9 protein-coding genes and 2 pseudogenes are annotated in these 13,920 nt (G+C 68.1%); 6 read left to right on the top strand and 5 right to left on the bottom strand.

All coding sequences use genetic code 11. The features are described 5' to 3' along the window. Positions 1-232 precede the first annotated feature (232 nt). Positions 233-433, top strand: a complete 201-nt coding sequence (locus ACFVYE_RS29985) for a hypothetical protein (protein ID WP_389607732.1) — start codon at positions 233-235, stop codon at positions 431-433. 528 nt (positions 434-961) lie between these two features. Continuing rightward, the gene (locus tag ACFVYE_RS29980) at positions 962-1,897 is read left to right on the top strand and encodes a hypothetical protein (RefSeq protein ID WP_389607731.1); all 936 of its coding nucleotides are present in this window, start codon (positions 962-964) and stop codon (positions 1,895-1,897) included. 51 nt (positions 1,898-1,948) lie between these two features. Here ACFVYE_RS29980 and ACFVYE_RS29975 read toward each other — a convergent pair whose 3' ends face one another. Both ACFVYE_RS29975 and ACFVYE_RS29970 read right to left on the bottom strand, forming a co-directional pair. Then, positions 1,949-6,316: a S8 family serine peptidase gene (locus tag ACFVYE_RS29975; protein WP_389607730.1), complete on the bottom strand. Its 4,368-nt coding sequence runs from the start codon at positions 6,314-6,316 to the stop codon at positions 1,949-1,951. Positions 6,317-6,509: 193 nt separating this feature from the next. Continuing rightward, positions 6,510-7,331 carry a DDE-type integrase/transposase/recombinase gene (locus ACFVYE_RS29970; protein ID WP_389607729.1) on the bottom strand — a complete coding sequence of 274 codons (822 nt, stop codon included), beginning with the start codon at positions 7,329-7,331 and terminating at the stop codon, positions 6,510-6,512. A gap of 747 nt (positions 7,332-8,078) precedes the next feature. On the opposite strand from ACFVYE_RS29970, the pseudogene ACFVYE_RS29965 reads away from it, so the two are divergent. Together ACFVYE_RS29965 and ACFVYE_RS29960 are read left to right on the top strand one after the other, a co-directional pair. Continuing rightward, positions 8,079-8,321: pseudogene (locus tag ACFVYE_RS29965) on the top strand (DNRLRE domain-containing protein); the annotation flags it as partial. Between the two features lie 67 nt (positions 8,322-8,388). Further along, positions 8,389-8,601, top strand: a pseudogene (locus tag ACFVYE_RS29960) (transposase family protein); the annotation flags it as partial. A 234-nt stretch (positions 8,602-8,835) separates the two neighbouring features. On the opposite strand, the gene miaA reads toward ACFVYE_RS29960, so the two are convergent. Continuing rightward, the gene (gene miaA, locus ACFVYE_RS29955; RefSeq protein ID WP_383974056.1) at positions 8,836-9,774 is read right to left on the bottom strand and encodes a tRNA (adenosine(37)-N6)-dimethylallyltransferase MiaA; all 939 of its coding nucleotides are present in this window, start codon (positions 9,772-9,774) and stop codon (positions 8,836-8,838) included. A gap of 295 nt (positions 9,775-10,069) precedes the next feature. On the opposite strand from miaA, the gene ACFVYE_RS29950 reads away from it, so the two are divergent. After that, a complete protein-coding gene (locus tag ACFVYE_RS29950) occupies positions 10,070-10,366 on the top strand; it encodes an antitoxin (RefSeq protein ID WP_383974059.1) in 297 nt (98 codons plus the stop codon). A 92-nt stretch (positions 10,367-10,458) separates the two neighbouring features. Here ACFVYE_RS29950 and ACFVYE_RS29945 read toward each other — a convergent pair whose 3' ends face one another. Then, positions 10,459-11,172 (bottom strand): class III extradiol dioxygenase subunit B-like domain-containing protein, encoded by a 714-nt coding sequence (locus tag ACFVYE_RS29945; RefSeq protein ID WP_383974062.1) that lies wholly within the window; start codon positions 11,170-11,172, stop codon positions 10,459-10,461. A 68-nt stretch (positions 11,173-11,240) separates the two neighbouring features. Beyond that, positions 11,241-12,734, bottom strand: coding sequence for a tRNA (N6-isopentenyl adenosine(37)-C2)-methylthiotransferase MiaB (miaB, locus tag ACFVYE_RS29940; protein ID WP_383974078.1), 1,494 nt, complete (start codon positions 12,732-12,734; stop codon positions 11,241-11,243). A gap of 181 nt (positions 12,735-12,915) precedes the next feature. Between miaB and ACFVYE_RS29935 the strand changes: the two genes are divergently transcribed. Further along, positions 12,916-13,914, top strand: coding sequence for a TAXI family TRAP transporter solute-binding subunit (locus tag ACFVYE_RS29935; RefSeq protein WP_383974064.1), 999 nt, complete (start codon positions 12,916-12,918; stop codon positions 13,912-13,914). Positions 13,915-13,920: the final 6 nt, after the last annotated feature.

Here is a 13,920-nt window from a genome sequence, read left to right as displayed (position 1 = left end):
CGTCGTCCTATCGCGATCCACCCCGGCGCGGCAGCGGAATACGAATACTGATCACGACCTCACACACGCCCTAGTGCTGGAGTAACTCCCACGAGGTCATCTGAGCCCACGCCCAGCCAACTATGGACGACCACCGAAACCCTGCGCCGTCTGGCGGCGGCTGGCCTGGCCTGTTGCGATGCCACGGGGCGGTGGTCGGCGGCGGCCGACGTTGTAGAGGACCATGCCGAGCATGGCTGCGGCGGCCTACTCGGCGCTGTCCACGGCGATCGAGGCAGAGCGAGCCGAGTTCCGATCGTCTACCGCCGGCGACTGGTCAGTCGTGCGGGCGGCATCGATCAAGGCGCAACGGGCGAAGGAGACGGCCCGGCGGGACGGACTTCCCCGGCGCGAACAGGTCCACCGGAGAACCGTGTACGCCTCGATGTTCTAGCCAGACCGTTGCTGATCAGGAGCAGTTGAAAGCGCGCTGGGCCAGTCGCCGTGTCTCGGCGGGTATAGACGAGGCACGGCGACATGACGTGTGGCTCGACGGCCTCAGCATGGACGAGATCGTCACTCGTAGCATCCAACGCGCCGCGTGGTTCCAGACACTCCCCCAGCCCCTTCGCGAGGCCTACGCCGCGGCATGGCGCCGTCATCGCGAAGCTCACGGTGTGTCCCGCGGAACCGCCCTCTCGACCCATCGCGTCGAGCACGCGATTGCGCTGCCGGACACCCGGGCGTTCAGAGACGAAGCCTTCCTCGACCAGGTGGACATGCAACTGCCCGGCTTGGCCGTCCGAACGTGGTCGAGTGTTTGGCGTACGTCAGGCCACGGCATCAAGAAAAGTAGCGGCGCCACAGTGGAACAGTCCGGCAGCCCCGGGCGATAATGTCGAGCATCATGGATACCGACCCCGCCATACAGATCCCACCCGGGTCGTTGTCCGGCGTCGGTCTTACGGATGCCCCGGAATCTGTGTACCGAGCGATCGTCGCGCAGCTGGCGATCCAACCGGATGAACTCGTCGAGGCCACTGGGCTGACCGCCGATTCCGTCACCGCGTCCATCGAGGCACTCATCTCCCGTGGCCTGGTCAACGCCAGCGGCGGCACGCTCACCGCTGTTTCCCCTTTGCTGACTCTTGGCGACCTGGTCGCCAAGAGCGAGAGGGACGCCAGAATGGCCCGCGCGGCGCTGGACGAACTCGCCGATCATCATCGGTCGATCCGTCAACAGGAAGAGTTCCGCGGCCTCGAGGTGATCCACGGACGCGCGAACATCGGCGACTGGATCAATCATCTGATGCGCGCCACCGAACGAGAGCTGCGGTTGTTCGCCAAACCGCCGTTCGGAGTGGTCGGTGTTGCGGAAACCGACTCGGAGAAGGAGTTCGCCGTCCGCGGGCTGGCCGAACGGGTGATCATCGAGCGGTCGCTGCTCGACGAACCGGAGGCCGAGCAGGATCTGCTGGCATCCCTGGACCGCGGCCAGCAGATCCGATTGGCCGAGACGCTGCCGAGCAAGTTGCTGATCGCCGACGATTCGATGGCCCTGGTGCAACTCGACGAAGGCGGCCCGTCCCACGATATCGTGGTGGTAGTGCGGCCCGGCGGTCTGCTCACGTCCCTGACGACGCTGTTCGAGTCGTTGTGGGAGCGTTCGATCCAGCTGCGGGAGGCTCCGGGACGGCGGATCGAGCCGTATCCGGCGTCCGAGGACGCCCTGGACGATCCCATGGATCGGAAGGTGCTGGCCTTGTTGCTCGCCGGGCACACGGACGGGGTGGTGGCGACCCGGCTCGGCGTCGGGCTGCGGACAGTTCAGCGTCGGGTCCGGCATCTGATGGACATGGCCGGCACCGACTCCCGGATCCTTCTCGGCTGGTACGCACGCGACCGCGGCTGGCTCTGAGTCGCCTCGGGCCGGCCGCGGTCGCGGCTGGTGCAGAAGAGCTATTCGGATCTATTCGGCGATCAGATCCGGAAGGTGCAGCAGAACGGTGCTCGACGACGAGCCGTTGGGTCCGCCCTCGCCGTAGATCATCAGATCGTGCTGGTCGTTGATGCCAAAGGTGTAGGTCGGCAGGAACCAGTCATTGCCGGGAATCATCGACGACAGATCCCACAGCCGGCCCTGCGGATCCCACAGTGCCGCGACCTCGAAGTCGGGCTGCAGTTCCACCGTGCCGAGGATCCAGCCGTCGGTGGTGATCTTCTCCGCCGTGGCGTTGAATCCGTAGTCCGGCAGGCGTTTCATGCCGGCCGACGGCGTCCAGACGAACGCGTCGTCCCCGCTGGCGCCGACCACCGAGCCGGCCGCGTTGATCCCGATGGCCACCGAATTGAACTGCCCCGAAAGGGTGCCGAGATTCGTGATCTCGCCGGTCGAGGTATTCCAGCTGACGGCCCGTTGCGCACCTTCGGTGGTGAGCGACGACCCGACCGCAGTCCCTTGGGCGTTGATCGCCCTCGGCTGGGTTTCCGTGGTGTTGGCCGACAGCTGAGCCAGTTTGACGAATCCGCCGGTCTTGGTCCAGCTGAACGGGTCAACGTAGGTGTGCCCCTGACTGTTCTCATCCCGATACACAAGGCTCGCGAACCCGACGACGGTGCCTTCGTCGCTAATGCCGGTGGCATATCCGCTGTTGTACGCCTTCTCCCGCCACTCCGGCAGCCCGAGATCGGTCACATTGCCGTCGGCCGCCCACGTTGCCGGACGGTCGTTCTCCCCCTTGTAGTGGAGCATCCCGGCCGCTTCCTTCCGCTCGTTCATGTCCAGCGCCGAGCCGTACGCGCCCGTGCCGAGGTTCAGGTCGGTGAAACCCGCGTCCTTGGTCCAGGTGGTCGGCGTCGTCTTCGCGCTGACCTGTCGATCGCCGGCGACCACGCCGTTGTTGGTGAGTTTCGCGCCGACGAACGGCTTTTCCCACTTCAGCGCCTCCAGCTTCGGCGCGACGACGCTGTTGATCCGGACCTTCGCAGCACCCACGATCGTGCCGTCGGAGTTCGCGACTCGGACCCGGCCGATGACGGGCTCGGTCGTCTGGGTGACTGCGCTCAGGTCGATGTCGGCGGCCACCGGCATCGACTGCCCCGGCCTCAGCAGGGACGCTTCGTCGGACTTGGCAGCGATGGTGCCGATGCCGCGGGAGAACATCTCCTCGTGATAGTCGAAGGTCGCCGGCCCCGATGGGACGTTGGCGCCGGTCACCACCACGAAGTAGGTGCCGGGCGCCGGATCATCCAGGACGATCCGCTCGACACCGGGCCCGATGTTCATGCTGGTGCCCGCGATGCCGCGGGCACCGACGATGTACATGTCGAGATCGGCATCGTCGGCGCGGGACGTCAACGCCACGTCCAGTCGCGTCGACTGCCGCGGCACGTCGACACGATTCGCCGTGAGCTGTCCGTTGGCGACGGTGGAGAACAGGTTCCTGACGAACCCGAGCTCGCCGTCAGTGGCGTGGAGCTTCGCCGTGCCCCAGGTGTTCGTCCCGGTGAACTGGACCGACTCCTTCTGGTGCACGGTGGCCGACTGCAGGGTCGTCACGTCCGGCGCGAACGACATTCCCTGCAGGGCAACCGTTGCGGTAAAGGGATTGTCAGCAACGCTCGAGGTCCGTCGCGCTTCGACCACGAACTCCCAGATGCCCGCCTTCGGTCGCAGCACGGCCCTGGATTTCGCATCACAGCCGGCCGGGTCGGGGTAGCCGGTGTAGCAATGATCGCTGGCGTTGGAGTCGGCCGGGATCCCGTCGGGATCGATGGGCAGGACTCGCATCTGGCTGCCCTTGGCCTGTCCCGCCAGGTTCAGTTGCAGGGCCTCGACACCTTCCGGCACCGCTACCAGGAACGAGTTCGTTCCGGTGCGGCCCAAGGTTCCGGCCCTGCTGACCTGATACCTCGGGCCGCTCAGCGGTTCCGCCGCCAACACGGTCACCGCTACGAACCGGTCGATGCCGGCCGTGGTCGGATCGTCGATGGTCATGATCGCGCTGTGCACGCCGGTCGTCTTCGGAGTGGCGGTCACCGTCACCGTGTTCGAGGCGCCGCGAGGCGACGACAGGGTCTTCGGTGCCCGGAACGTGCCGTCGTTGCCGACCCAGCCGATCCGGCTCGTGGTGTGCCCTGCCTTGCCGTTGGTCCTGGTCACCGTCACCCGGTACGACTTGTCGGTCCCGACCGGCTGGCCACCCGCCCCGGGCAGGCACCGATTGTAGATCCCGGCACCCCTGTTCGGCGTGGCCAGATTGCCTGACAGCGCCGTGCACACCGGGGCGGAGACGGCGAAGTTGCTGGTCCGCACGCCCTTCGAAAGCTCCTTCCAGGCTGCCGGAATGTCGACCAGCCCGGCACCCTGGGCGGTGGTCGGCACACCGTGGATCGGCGTCGCCGTTCCGGTGAGCACGGAGCGGAGCGCCGTCGGACCGGCTTCGACGTCCCGGGACTTCGCCGCCGACAGCAGCAGGGCCGCGGCCCCCGTCACCTGAGGTGCTGCCATCGAGGTTCCATTCATCATGCCGTAGCCGACCGGCAGCGAGTAGCCCGCCTCCGGCACGGCCTGTCCGTCCAGCCAGCCGGGGATCGAGGAGATCGCCGCTCCCGGGGCGCTGACCGCGGGTGCGAGCGCACCGTCCTCGGACGGGCCGTGCGAGGAGAACCCGAACAGGCCTTGCGGTGCATCGACCGCGGAACCGTAGTCGGCCCACCAGGTTTCCTTGCTCACCGACGCTGCAACAGCCAGCACCGAGGAGGAGACGGACGGGGAGCCGACGGTATTGGTGCCCGCACCCTCGTTACCGGCCGCCACCACGATCTGCACGCCGAAGCGGCTGGTCAGCTTGTTGTACAGCTGGGATATCACGTCGGATCCGTCGTTGAGCGCCGGCAACCCGCCGATCGAGAGGTTCACCACGTCGACGCCGCGATTGACGACCAGGTCGATCATCCCTTCGGTGAGGGACGCCTCGGTGCAGCCGCCGCCCCAGGTGCAGGCCCGGGACGAGACGATCTGCGCGCCGGGAGCCACACCGTGCATCGCGCCGCCGAGCAGAGATGTGCCGGCGATGATCCCGGCGACGTGCGAGCCGTGCGACCCCGACGGCAACCCGATGTTCACATAGTTCATCACCTTGCCGACGTTGCTGCCGCCCAGTGGCGACAGGTCGACGTTGTCGCGGTAGTCCACGACGAACGGAATCCGTTCGGTGACAGCGGTCTGCGGATCCTCGGTGCCGAAATGGCCGATCTGCCGTTGCTGGCCGTAGGGCAGCATCGCCGGCGTATCGGTGAAGTCGTGGTCGCCGTCGGAGTCCACCCACACCCGGTGGGTCTGCGGGTCGTACAGCACGCCGAACCGGTCGTTGGTACTGCGGTTGTTGTTGAGGTCGCCACCGAAATCGCTCTGGGTGGTGGTCATCTCGTAGAACAGGCCGAGTTGGAACTTTCCTTCCGGGGCCGTCCAGGTGGCCCCGGCGTAGTCGAACCGGGGACCCGTCACCGCCTTGCTCATCTGCACCCAGGTTCCGTCGCCATCCGTCACCGGATCGGTGGCCGTCACCCAGTCGACCACCTTCGGCCGACCGTCGCTGGTCTTCTGAAGGGCTGCGTGATCGAGGTCGACGCCGGTGTCGAGCACCCCGACGGTGATGCCGCGTCCGTCCCACTTATGGTTTGCCGCAACAAAATCGGTGGCCCCGATGTCGTTGACCGGCAGGTACGGATTGTCGGCAGGGGTGGTCGCGTTCGGCGCCGCCGGGTGAGCGGCGCCGGCCTTGGCATCGACCGGGCTGACGGCGTTGCCCAGCTGCGGGCTCGGCACACGGTAGGTCTTGTCGAGATCGATGGCCTTCACCACCGGGAGCGCAGCCAAGCTCTGTACCTTGCCGGTCGGGACGGTGGCCCGGACGTAGCCGATCTCCGGCTGGATCTTGCCAACTGTCCCGCCGGCTTTGGCGACGGCGGCGGACACCTCCTTGGTGTTGCCGGAGTTCGCGAGCAGCATCACCGTCACGGTCTTGGCCTTGGTGGCCTGCGCCTGCTGCAGCACCTGGGTGTCGTGGGCGCCGAGCTTCTCCGAACTCCGGCCGGCGGGCGCCGTGGCGTCCAGCGGCTGGAATCCCTTGTCGTCCGTGGGTGGCTGATACGGATCGCTGTCAGCGGGCGACGCCGCGGAAAAGGGCACCCGAGGGCCGCTGGTCGCCGGACCGTCGGTACCTGGACCGTCCGGTGCCGCGGCGGCGATGGTCGGTTGCCCGATGCCGAGGGCCGCGGCGGCCATCACTGCGGTGCCGATGATGATGAGTGAGCGGGGTCGCCGTCGTCTCATATCGCTCCTTCGGGTTCCGTTGCCGGGCTCGGTCGTCGCGGGCCCGTCCTGGAAACCTCGCAGTTGGAACAGGCACGCAGCAATGACCAGTGCCCGGCGGACGTGTGACATGGCGGCATTCCGCCACGACCCGGGAATGCAAGACGAGCAGGACGGCGGCGAAGATGGCCCAGGACAGGAGGAACTCGAACGACTAGCTCGAGAAGAGTCCGCCGATGACGTCGGGAATCAGGCCGAAGACGCTGCGGGTGTTCCGCACCAGCCACACGGCAGCGAGCAAGGAGTGAGCTTCCTCCGCTTTGACGGACACCATTGGTGTGGTGGTCAGGCTGCGAGTGCGGTCTCGTACTCGGCGGGGCTGAAGTAACCGAGGCTGCTGTGCAGTCGGTGCACGTTGTACCAGCCTTCGATGAAAACGAGGATCGCGGTGCGGGCGCCGGGCCCGGCTGGGCCAGACGGAGGTGCCGAGCAGTTCGCGTGTGATGGTCGAGAGGAACAACTCTGCGAGCGCGTTGTCCCAGCACTGGCCGGTGCGGCCGACCGACAGCCGGACCCCGAACTGGGCTGCCAGGGCGGCGAATTGCTTGCTGGTGTATTGACAGTCGCGATCCGAATGGAAGATCACGGGATGGGTGGGGCGACGCTGCCGGCAGGCGGCTGTCAGCGCGTCGGCCACCAGTTCGGTTCGCAGGTGATCGGCGGCTGCCCAGCCGACTACGCGCCGGGAGGCGATGTCGATGACTGTGGCCAGATAGAGCCAGCCCTCCTCGGTCGGGACGTACGTGATGTCGCCGCACCAGCGGGCATCGAGCCCGGTGCGGTCGGGCTGGAAGTCCCGGACGACGAGGTCGGGACGGAAGGCAGCCCTGGGATCAGGGATCGTGGTCAGAACACGGCCACCGGCGAGACGTACACGTGGCAGCCGCAGATCCCCGAGACCGCGTCCTACCGGGTCGAGGGGCGCTTCCCGCCCGCTTCCGACGCGGCGACCGCAGCCCCGTACACGATCAGCCACCGCGATGGCACCGCGACCGGCACGGTCAACCAGACCGGTACCGCCGCGTCGTGGAAGACCGTCAACAGCACGCAGTACTACTTCGCCCGCAGCAACGCGGGCAAGGTCGTCCTGGGCGACACCGGATCGTCCACCACGCGCAACATCGCCGACTCGATCCGGCTGGTGAACCCAGCCCAGATCGTCAAGAACACCGGCGAGTACAACGCCTGGCACAAGTTCCCGGTCACCGACACCGTCCAGAAGTGGCTCTCGGGCACCGCCGTCAACCACGGATTCGTGCTCCAGGCCAAGGACGACACCGCCGCCACCCTGACCGGCGGCCCCCGCTACGAGGCCGGCGACGGCTCCACGTACGGCGACGAGACGGCCAGCTTCCCGCGGCTCACCATCACCTACGGCAAGATCGGCTCCGCACTGAGCTCGCCGACGGTCGTCCACGACACCGGCCCCGAGCTGAGCTGGTCCGCGTACTCGAACAAGTCCGGCGACACGGGCCAGGACATCGTCGAGTACCAGCTGCACCGCTCCACGCAGCAGGTGTTCACACCCTCCGCCGCGACGCTGATCGCCCCGGTGGACAAGGCCACCACCGCCTACACCGACACCACCGCCACGCCGACACCACCGTCCTCGGCGGCGGAGATCAGCCGCACGTACTACTACCAGATCGCGGTGAAGACGAAGGACGGCTCGGTCATCGGGTCGCCCACCCGTGTGGTCGGCGTTCCCAAGTCCGGCCGCACGATGAAGCTGGTCCAGGGCACGGCCGGCGGAGTCACCGACACCACGTTCTCCTCCCAGCAGCCCACCACCAACCAGGACACCATCCAGTCCTTCGGCGTGGGCCAGAAGTGGCTCAGCGTCGGCAACAACTCCGGCACCTACGGAAAGACCCGCACCGCCCTGAAGTTCCCCACGGCTTCCATTCCGGCGACAGCCACCGTCCTCGAGTCCAAGCTGTACATGCGCGCGTCCAGTCCTCGGCCCCCTCGGCCGCGCCGGCTCGCGGGGTCGACCCAGCAGCGGCGCCCCTGGACGCCGCAAGGGGTGGGGCTGGGCGGACAAGCCGTACCAGGGAACTGGCTACCCCGTCCGAGTCCCGTTCCGAGGCCGTCGGCTCAAGCGGTGGAAACGCCGACACAACAGCAGTCAGGCCAAGATCCGCTGCCTGGCCGAGCAGGCCATGGCGGCCCTGAAGAGCTGGCGACTCCTACGGAAGCTCCGCTGCAGCACCAACCGCATCACCACGATCGTCCAGGCCGTACTCGCCCCCATCACGCGTCAGTGTGAGGTTGGAAAAGCTCACTCCGGCACCGCGCCCACAGCCACCACAGAAACTGACGGCCCATCAGCGAGGTCAGCAATGGGTCAGCACCAATACCCGACAGGGTTGTCTCTGATTGTCGAAGTCTGATGAAGCCCCGCAACCCAAGATCCTCTCTGACCTGCTTCGATGCAGCACTGAGGGTCCCTTCTACGCCATCGTTCTTTCGTCACGCCATCAGGCTGTAACCGCTCGTTCGACCAACGCCAGCGCCTGGTGCGGGAGTTCCCCGCGGTGCTCCGCGGCGCCATTCAGCCAGTGGACCCGCGGGTCGCGGCGAAACCATGAGTCCTGACGGCGCGCGAATCGTTTGGTGGCGCGTACGGTCTCGGCACGCGCCTCGTCCTCGGTGCACTCCTGGGCCAGTGCGCCAAGCACCTGCTGGTAGCCGAGCGCCCTGGACGCGGTCCGTCCTTCGCGCAGACCTTGCGCCTCCAGGGCGCGCACCTCGTCCACCAGTCCGGCCGTCCACATCCGGTCGACCCGCAGCGCGATGCGTTCGTCGAGTTCGGGGCGGGCCACGTCGACGCCGATCTGGACGGTGTCGTACACCGCATCGTTACCGGGGAGATTGGCGGTGAAGGGCTTGCCGGTGATCTCGATGACTTCGAGGGCCCTGACGATTCGGCGGCCGTTGCTCGGCAGGATGGCCCGGCCCGCTTCGGGATCGGCGGCCGCGAGCCGGGCGTGCAGTGCCCCGGAGCCGCACTCGACCAGTTCATCCTCCAGCCTGGCCCGTACGCCGGGGTCCGTGCCGGGGAACTCCATGGCGTCGATGGCGCCCTTCACATACAGCCCTGAGCCGCCGACCAGGACGGGGGTACGGCCCGCGGCAAGCAGCCGGTCGATCTCGGCGCGGGCCAGCCGCTGGTACTCGGCGACGCTGGCAGTCTCGGTGACGTCCCAGATGTCCAGCAGGTGGTGCGGAACGTTTCCGCGTTCGGAGAGCGTCAGCTTCGCAGTGCCGATGTCCATCCCCCGGTAGAGCTGCATGGAGTCGGCATTGACCACTTCGCCGTCGAGCTGCTGAGCAAGAAATACCCCCAGATCGGACTTTCCGGCTGCAGTGGGACCGACAACGGTGATGACCCGCGGTGCGGGAGCTGAACTTCTCACCGCCCCAGTCTCGCAAACCTCCGGCCCTCTTCCGGAACGAGTGGGGCGACCCGCTCCGAAACGGGAGCCGCCTGCCGTTCCGGCCACCTGCCCCCAACCCTGGCCCAGGGCAGGCGAGTGACGGGGTGCGACGCCCCGAGCGGCGCGGTTCTTCGCCCGGACCAGTAGAATTCGTAAGTGAATACGGGCGTTTTTTCACGGTTTGCCGTTCCCTCTCAGGGCTGCCTGATGAGGCCGTCGGCAGCGAGGTCGGAGAGGGCGCCCGACCCTAGTCCCCCAGCAGGGAAGGTGCCCGATGGGCTTCCTGGACAATTTGAAGGCCAAGCTGAGCCCCGCCAAGGACAAGGTCGGCGATCTCGCGCATCAGCACGGACACAAGATCGACCAAGGGCTCGACAAGGCCGCACGGACGGTCGACCAAAAGACCAAGGGCAAGTACAGCGACAAGATCGAGTCCGGCACGAAGAAGGCCAAGGAAGCGGTCGAGCGCCTGTCCCACAAACACGACGAGGGTGGTACCAAGCACGACGAGGGCGGTACGCCGCCGGGTACGCCGGGCGGTACGCCGCCGAGCACGCCGCCCGCTCCCTGAACATCAACTGATCAAGCACGACGGACGGCCGTGGGGCGACGACGCTGCACGGCCGTCGGCCGTATCTGCTCGGGCAGGGGTACGGACGGGGCTCAGGACCAGGTGGCGACCAGGTAGCCCACGCCGTACGGGGCGTCCTCGTACAGCAGCCGGCCGCCCAGGCCCGCCCCTTCGGCAGCGCCCGCGAGTACCTGCCAGGGCGCCCGGCCCGCCGCTTTCAGTTCGTACGCCAGTGACTCGTCCAGCGCGATCAGCGCGTCGGGGTCCGCCATGCCCAGCGCATGGGCGGCCGCCGCGTCGAACGCCTCGGCCCGGTCGTCCAGATAGCCGGGGGCCTTGAGCGTGCGGCAGGCACTGCCGTCGCCCATCACCAGCAGGGCCACCCGGTCCGCCCTGGCTGCCAGGTCCCGTCCGGCGCTCGTACAGCGAACGGTTTCGAGCGGCTCCCCCACGCCGAGCCCTTCGACCGGCGCCTGGGCCCATTGCGCGCGGGCGAGCAGCCAGGCACCGACGGCGAGCGACAGCGGAAGCGGGCGGTCCGCCACCGGCCCCTTTTCGCGCCCCAGCCGTACGCCGAGGTCGACGCCGAAGCCCTTGAAGGTGCCGGTGGCCCCCTCCGGATACGGGCCACGCCCCGCGTGGTCCGCGGGCCCGATCACGATCAGCAGATCGGGCCGGGCGGCAGCGAGCACGCCGAGTGCATCGGCGCAGGCGTCCCGCAGGACGTCGAGCTCGGGCGCGGCACCGGCGGCGACCTCGGGTACCAGCAGGGGCGGGCAGGGGCAGACAGCGGCGGCGACAAGCATGGTGGGCAGCGTACTGCTTGGGTGCGATGCGCCCGTCGGCCACCGTCGCGGTCTGCGTCCTTGCGGTGTCAGTCGCAGCCGCAGCCGGGGGCCGCAGTTGCGGGCAGCGGCGCCGGGGCGCCGATACCGGGAAGCCCGAGCATCACTCCGGCAGGCTTGGCGGCCTCGGTGGCGGTGCGCTTCTCCCAGGCGTCCCCGGCCCGGGTCCGCCGTACGCCCACCGGAACGCCCTCGGCGAGGAGGTGGTGCGGGGCCGCGTAGGTGATCTCGACGGTCACCACATCGCCCGGACGCACTTCCTCGTCCGGCTTGGTGAAGTGGACCAGGCGGTTGTCGGGGGCGCGGCCGGAGAGGCGGTGGGTGGCGCCGTCCTTGCGGCCCTCGCCCTCCGCGACCATGATCTCCAGCGTTCGGCCGACCTGCTCCTTGTTCTCCTCCCAGGAGATCTCCTCCTGGAGGGCGGACAGGCGCATGTACCGCTCCTGGACGACCTCCTTGGGGATCTGCCCCTCCATCTCGGCGGCCGGGGTTCCGGGGCGCTTGGAGTACTGGAAGGTGAAGGCGTTGGCGAAGCGCGCCTCGCGGACCGCGTGCATGGTCTGCTCGAAGTCCTCCTCGGTCTCGCCGGGGAAGCCGACGATGATGTCGGTCGAGATGGCGGCGTCCGGCATCGCGCGGCGCACCTTCTCGATGATGCCGAGGAAGCGTTCCTGCCGGTACGAGCGCCGCATCGCCTTGAGGATCGTGTCCGAGCCCGACTGCATCGGCATGTGCAGTTGGGGCATCACATTGGGTGTCTCGGCCATCGCAGCGATCACGTCGTCCGTGAAGTCGCGGGGATGCGGCGAGGTGAAACGGACCCGCTCCAGGCCCTCGATCTTCCCGCAGGCACGCAGCAGCTTGGAGAATGCCTCGCGGTCGCCGATGTCGGAGCCGTACGCGTTCACGTTCTGTCCGAGCAGGGTGATCTCCGAGACACCCTCGGCGACCAGTGCCTCGATCTCGGCGAGGATGTCGCCGGTGCGGCGGTCCTTCTCCTTGCCGCGCAGCGCCGGGACGATGCAGAAGGTGCAGGTGTTGTTGCAGCCGACGGAGATGGAGACCCACGCCGCGTAGGCGGACTCGCGGCGGGTGGGGAGCGTGGAGGGGAATGCCTCCAGGGATTCGGCGATCTCGATCTGCGCCTCTTCCTGGATACGGGCGCGCTCCAGCAGCACCGGCAGCTTGCCGATGTTGTGCGTACCGAAGACGACATCCACCCAGGGGGCCCGCTCGACGATGGTGTCGCGGTCCTTCTGCGCCAGACAGCCACCGACGGCGATCTGCATGCCGGGTCGCCTGGTCTTCATCGGGGCGAGCCGGCCGAGATTGCCGTAGAGCTTGTTGTCGGCGTTCTCCCGCACCGCGCAGGTGTTGAAGACGACCACGTCGGCGTCGCCGTCGGAGCCCTCGGCGGCACGTACGTAACCCGCGTCCTCCAGCAGCCCCGACAGCCGCTCGGAGTCATGGACGTTCATCTGGCACCCGTAGGTGCGCACCTCGTACGTCTTCAAACCGTCCACTACTCCACCAGCCACGTCGTTGCCGCTCACCCGTCCAGGGTAAGGGCTCCGATCGGGCCGCAATGATGAATACCTCTCCGGCCGGGCTCACGGCCCCTGCGTCCGGGTGCGGGGACTGTGACTCCGTGCCGCCGGGGCCCGGCCCTGGTCATCGCCCCGGCGGGCTGGCAGGATCGCCGCCATGCTCCAGGCCCTGACCCGTATCGGCCGGCGACGCACCCTCCAGGCGTGCGCCGCCCTCGTCGTCGTGCTCGGGCTGCTGCTGTGGTGGCTGCTCCCGCTCGGAGAACCGGCGCCGAGCGGCACGCTGACCTTCAGCACCGGCGTACGCAGCGGGGTCTACCAGCGCTACGGCGAGCGGCTCAAGGGGGACCTGGCCACGGATCTGCCCCAGGTGTCGATACGGCTGCAGACCAGTGAGGGCTCGCAGCAGAACATCGCGCGGGTGGCGACGGGGAAGGCCGACTTCACCATCGCCACCGCCGATGCCCTGGCCACCTATCTGCGCAGCGGCAAGCCGGGCGCCGACCGGTTGCGGGGCTGTGTGCGGCTGTACGACGACTACATCCAGCTGGTCGTGCCCCGGGACTCAAAGGTGCGGAAGGTCTCGGACCTGATCGGCAAGCGCGTCGGGGTGGGGCAGCCGGGTTCGGGCGTACGGCTGGTCGCCGACCGGCTGATGACGGCCGCCGGTCTCGATCCCGCGAACGATGTGACGCCGGTCCCCAACGGTATCGACACCATGCCGAAGCAACTGGAGAACGGCCTGCTCGATGCCTTCTTCTGGTCCGGCGGACTGCCCACCTCCGCCGTGCAGGAGCTGTCGGACCGGTTCGCGATCCGGCTGGTGCCGCTGGAGGCCCCGCTGATCAAGGAGCTTCAGGCCGTGGGCGGGTCCGCCCGCTACTACCGGTCGGCCGTGATGCCCGCCGATGCCTACCACAATGCGCAGCAGGGGCAGGCGGTGCCTACGGTGGCGGTCGCCAACGTGCTGGTGACCACGGACCGTACGGATCCGGCGATGACCGAGGCGTTCACCCGGACCGTGATCGACAGCCGGGACCGGATCGGGCGCGAGGTGCACGCGGCCCAGCTGGTGGATCTGCGTACGGCGATCTACACCGATCCGCTGCCACTGCACGAAGGGGCCAAGCGCTACTACCGCTCGGTCAAGCCCTGATCCCCG

The sequence above is a fragment of the Streptomyces sp. NPDC058239 genome, from assembly GCF_042882185.1.
In the GTDB taxonomy this organism is placed as follows: Bacteria; Actinomycetota; Actinomycetes; order Streptomycetales; family Streptomycetaceae; genus Streptomyces.
This window is presented reverse-complemented; position numbering and strand designations above follow the sequence as displayed.

Excerpts from the sequence above, each read along its gene's own strand:
- ACFVYE_RS29985 (WP_389607732.1), top strand. The coding sequence starts at position 233 with ATGGCTGCGGCGGCCTACTCGGCGCTGTCCACGGCGATCGAGGCAGAG.
- ACFVYE_RS29975 (WP_389607730.1), bottom strand. The coding sequence starts at position 6,316 with ATGAGACGACGGCGACCCCGCTCACTCATCATCATCGGCACCGCAGTG.
- ACFVYE_RS29950 (WP_383974059.1), top strand. The coding sequence starts at position 10,070 with ATGGGCTTCCTGGACAATTTGAAGGCCAAGCTGAGCCCCGCCAAGGAC.
- ACFVYE_RS29945 (WP_383974062.1), bottom strand. The coding sequence starts at position 11,172 with ATGCTTGTCGCCGCCGCTGTCTGCCCCTGCCCGCCCCTGCTGGTACCC.
- ACFVYE_RS29935 (WP_383974064.1), top strand. The coding sequence starts at position 12,916 with ATGCTCCAGGCCCTGACCCGTATCGGCCGGCGACGCACCCTCCAGGCG.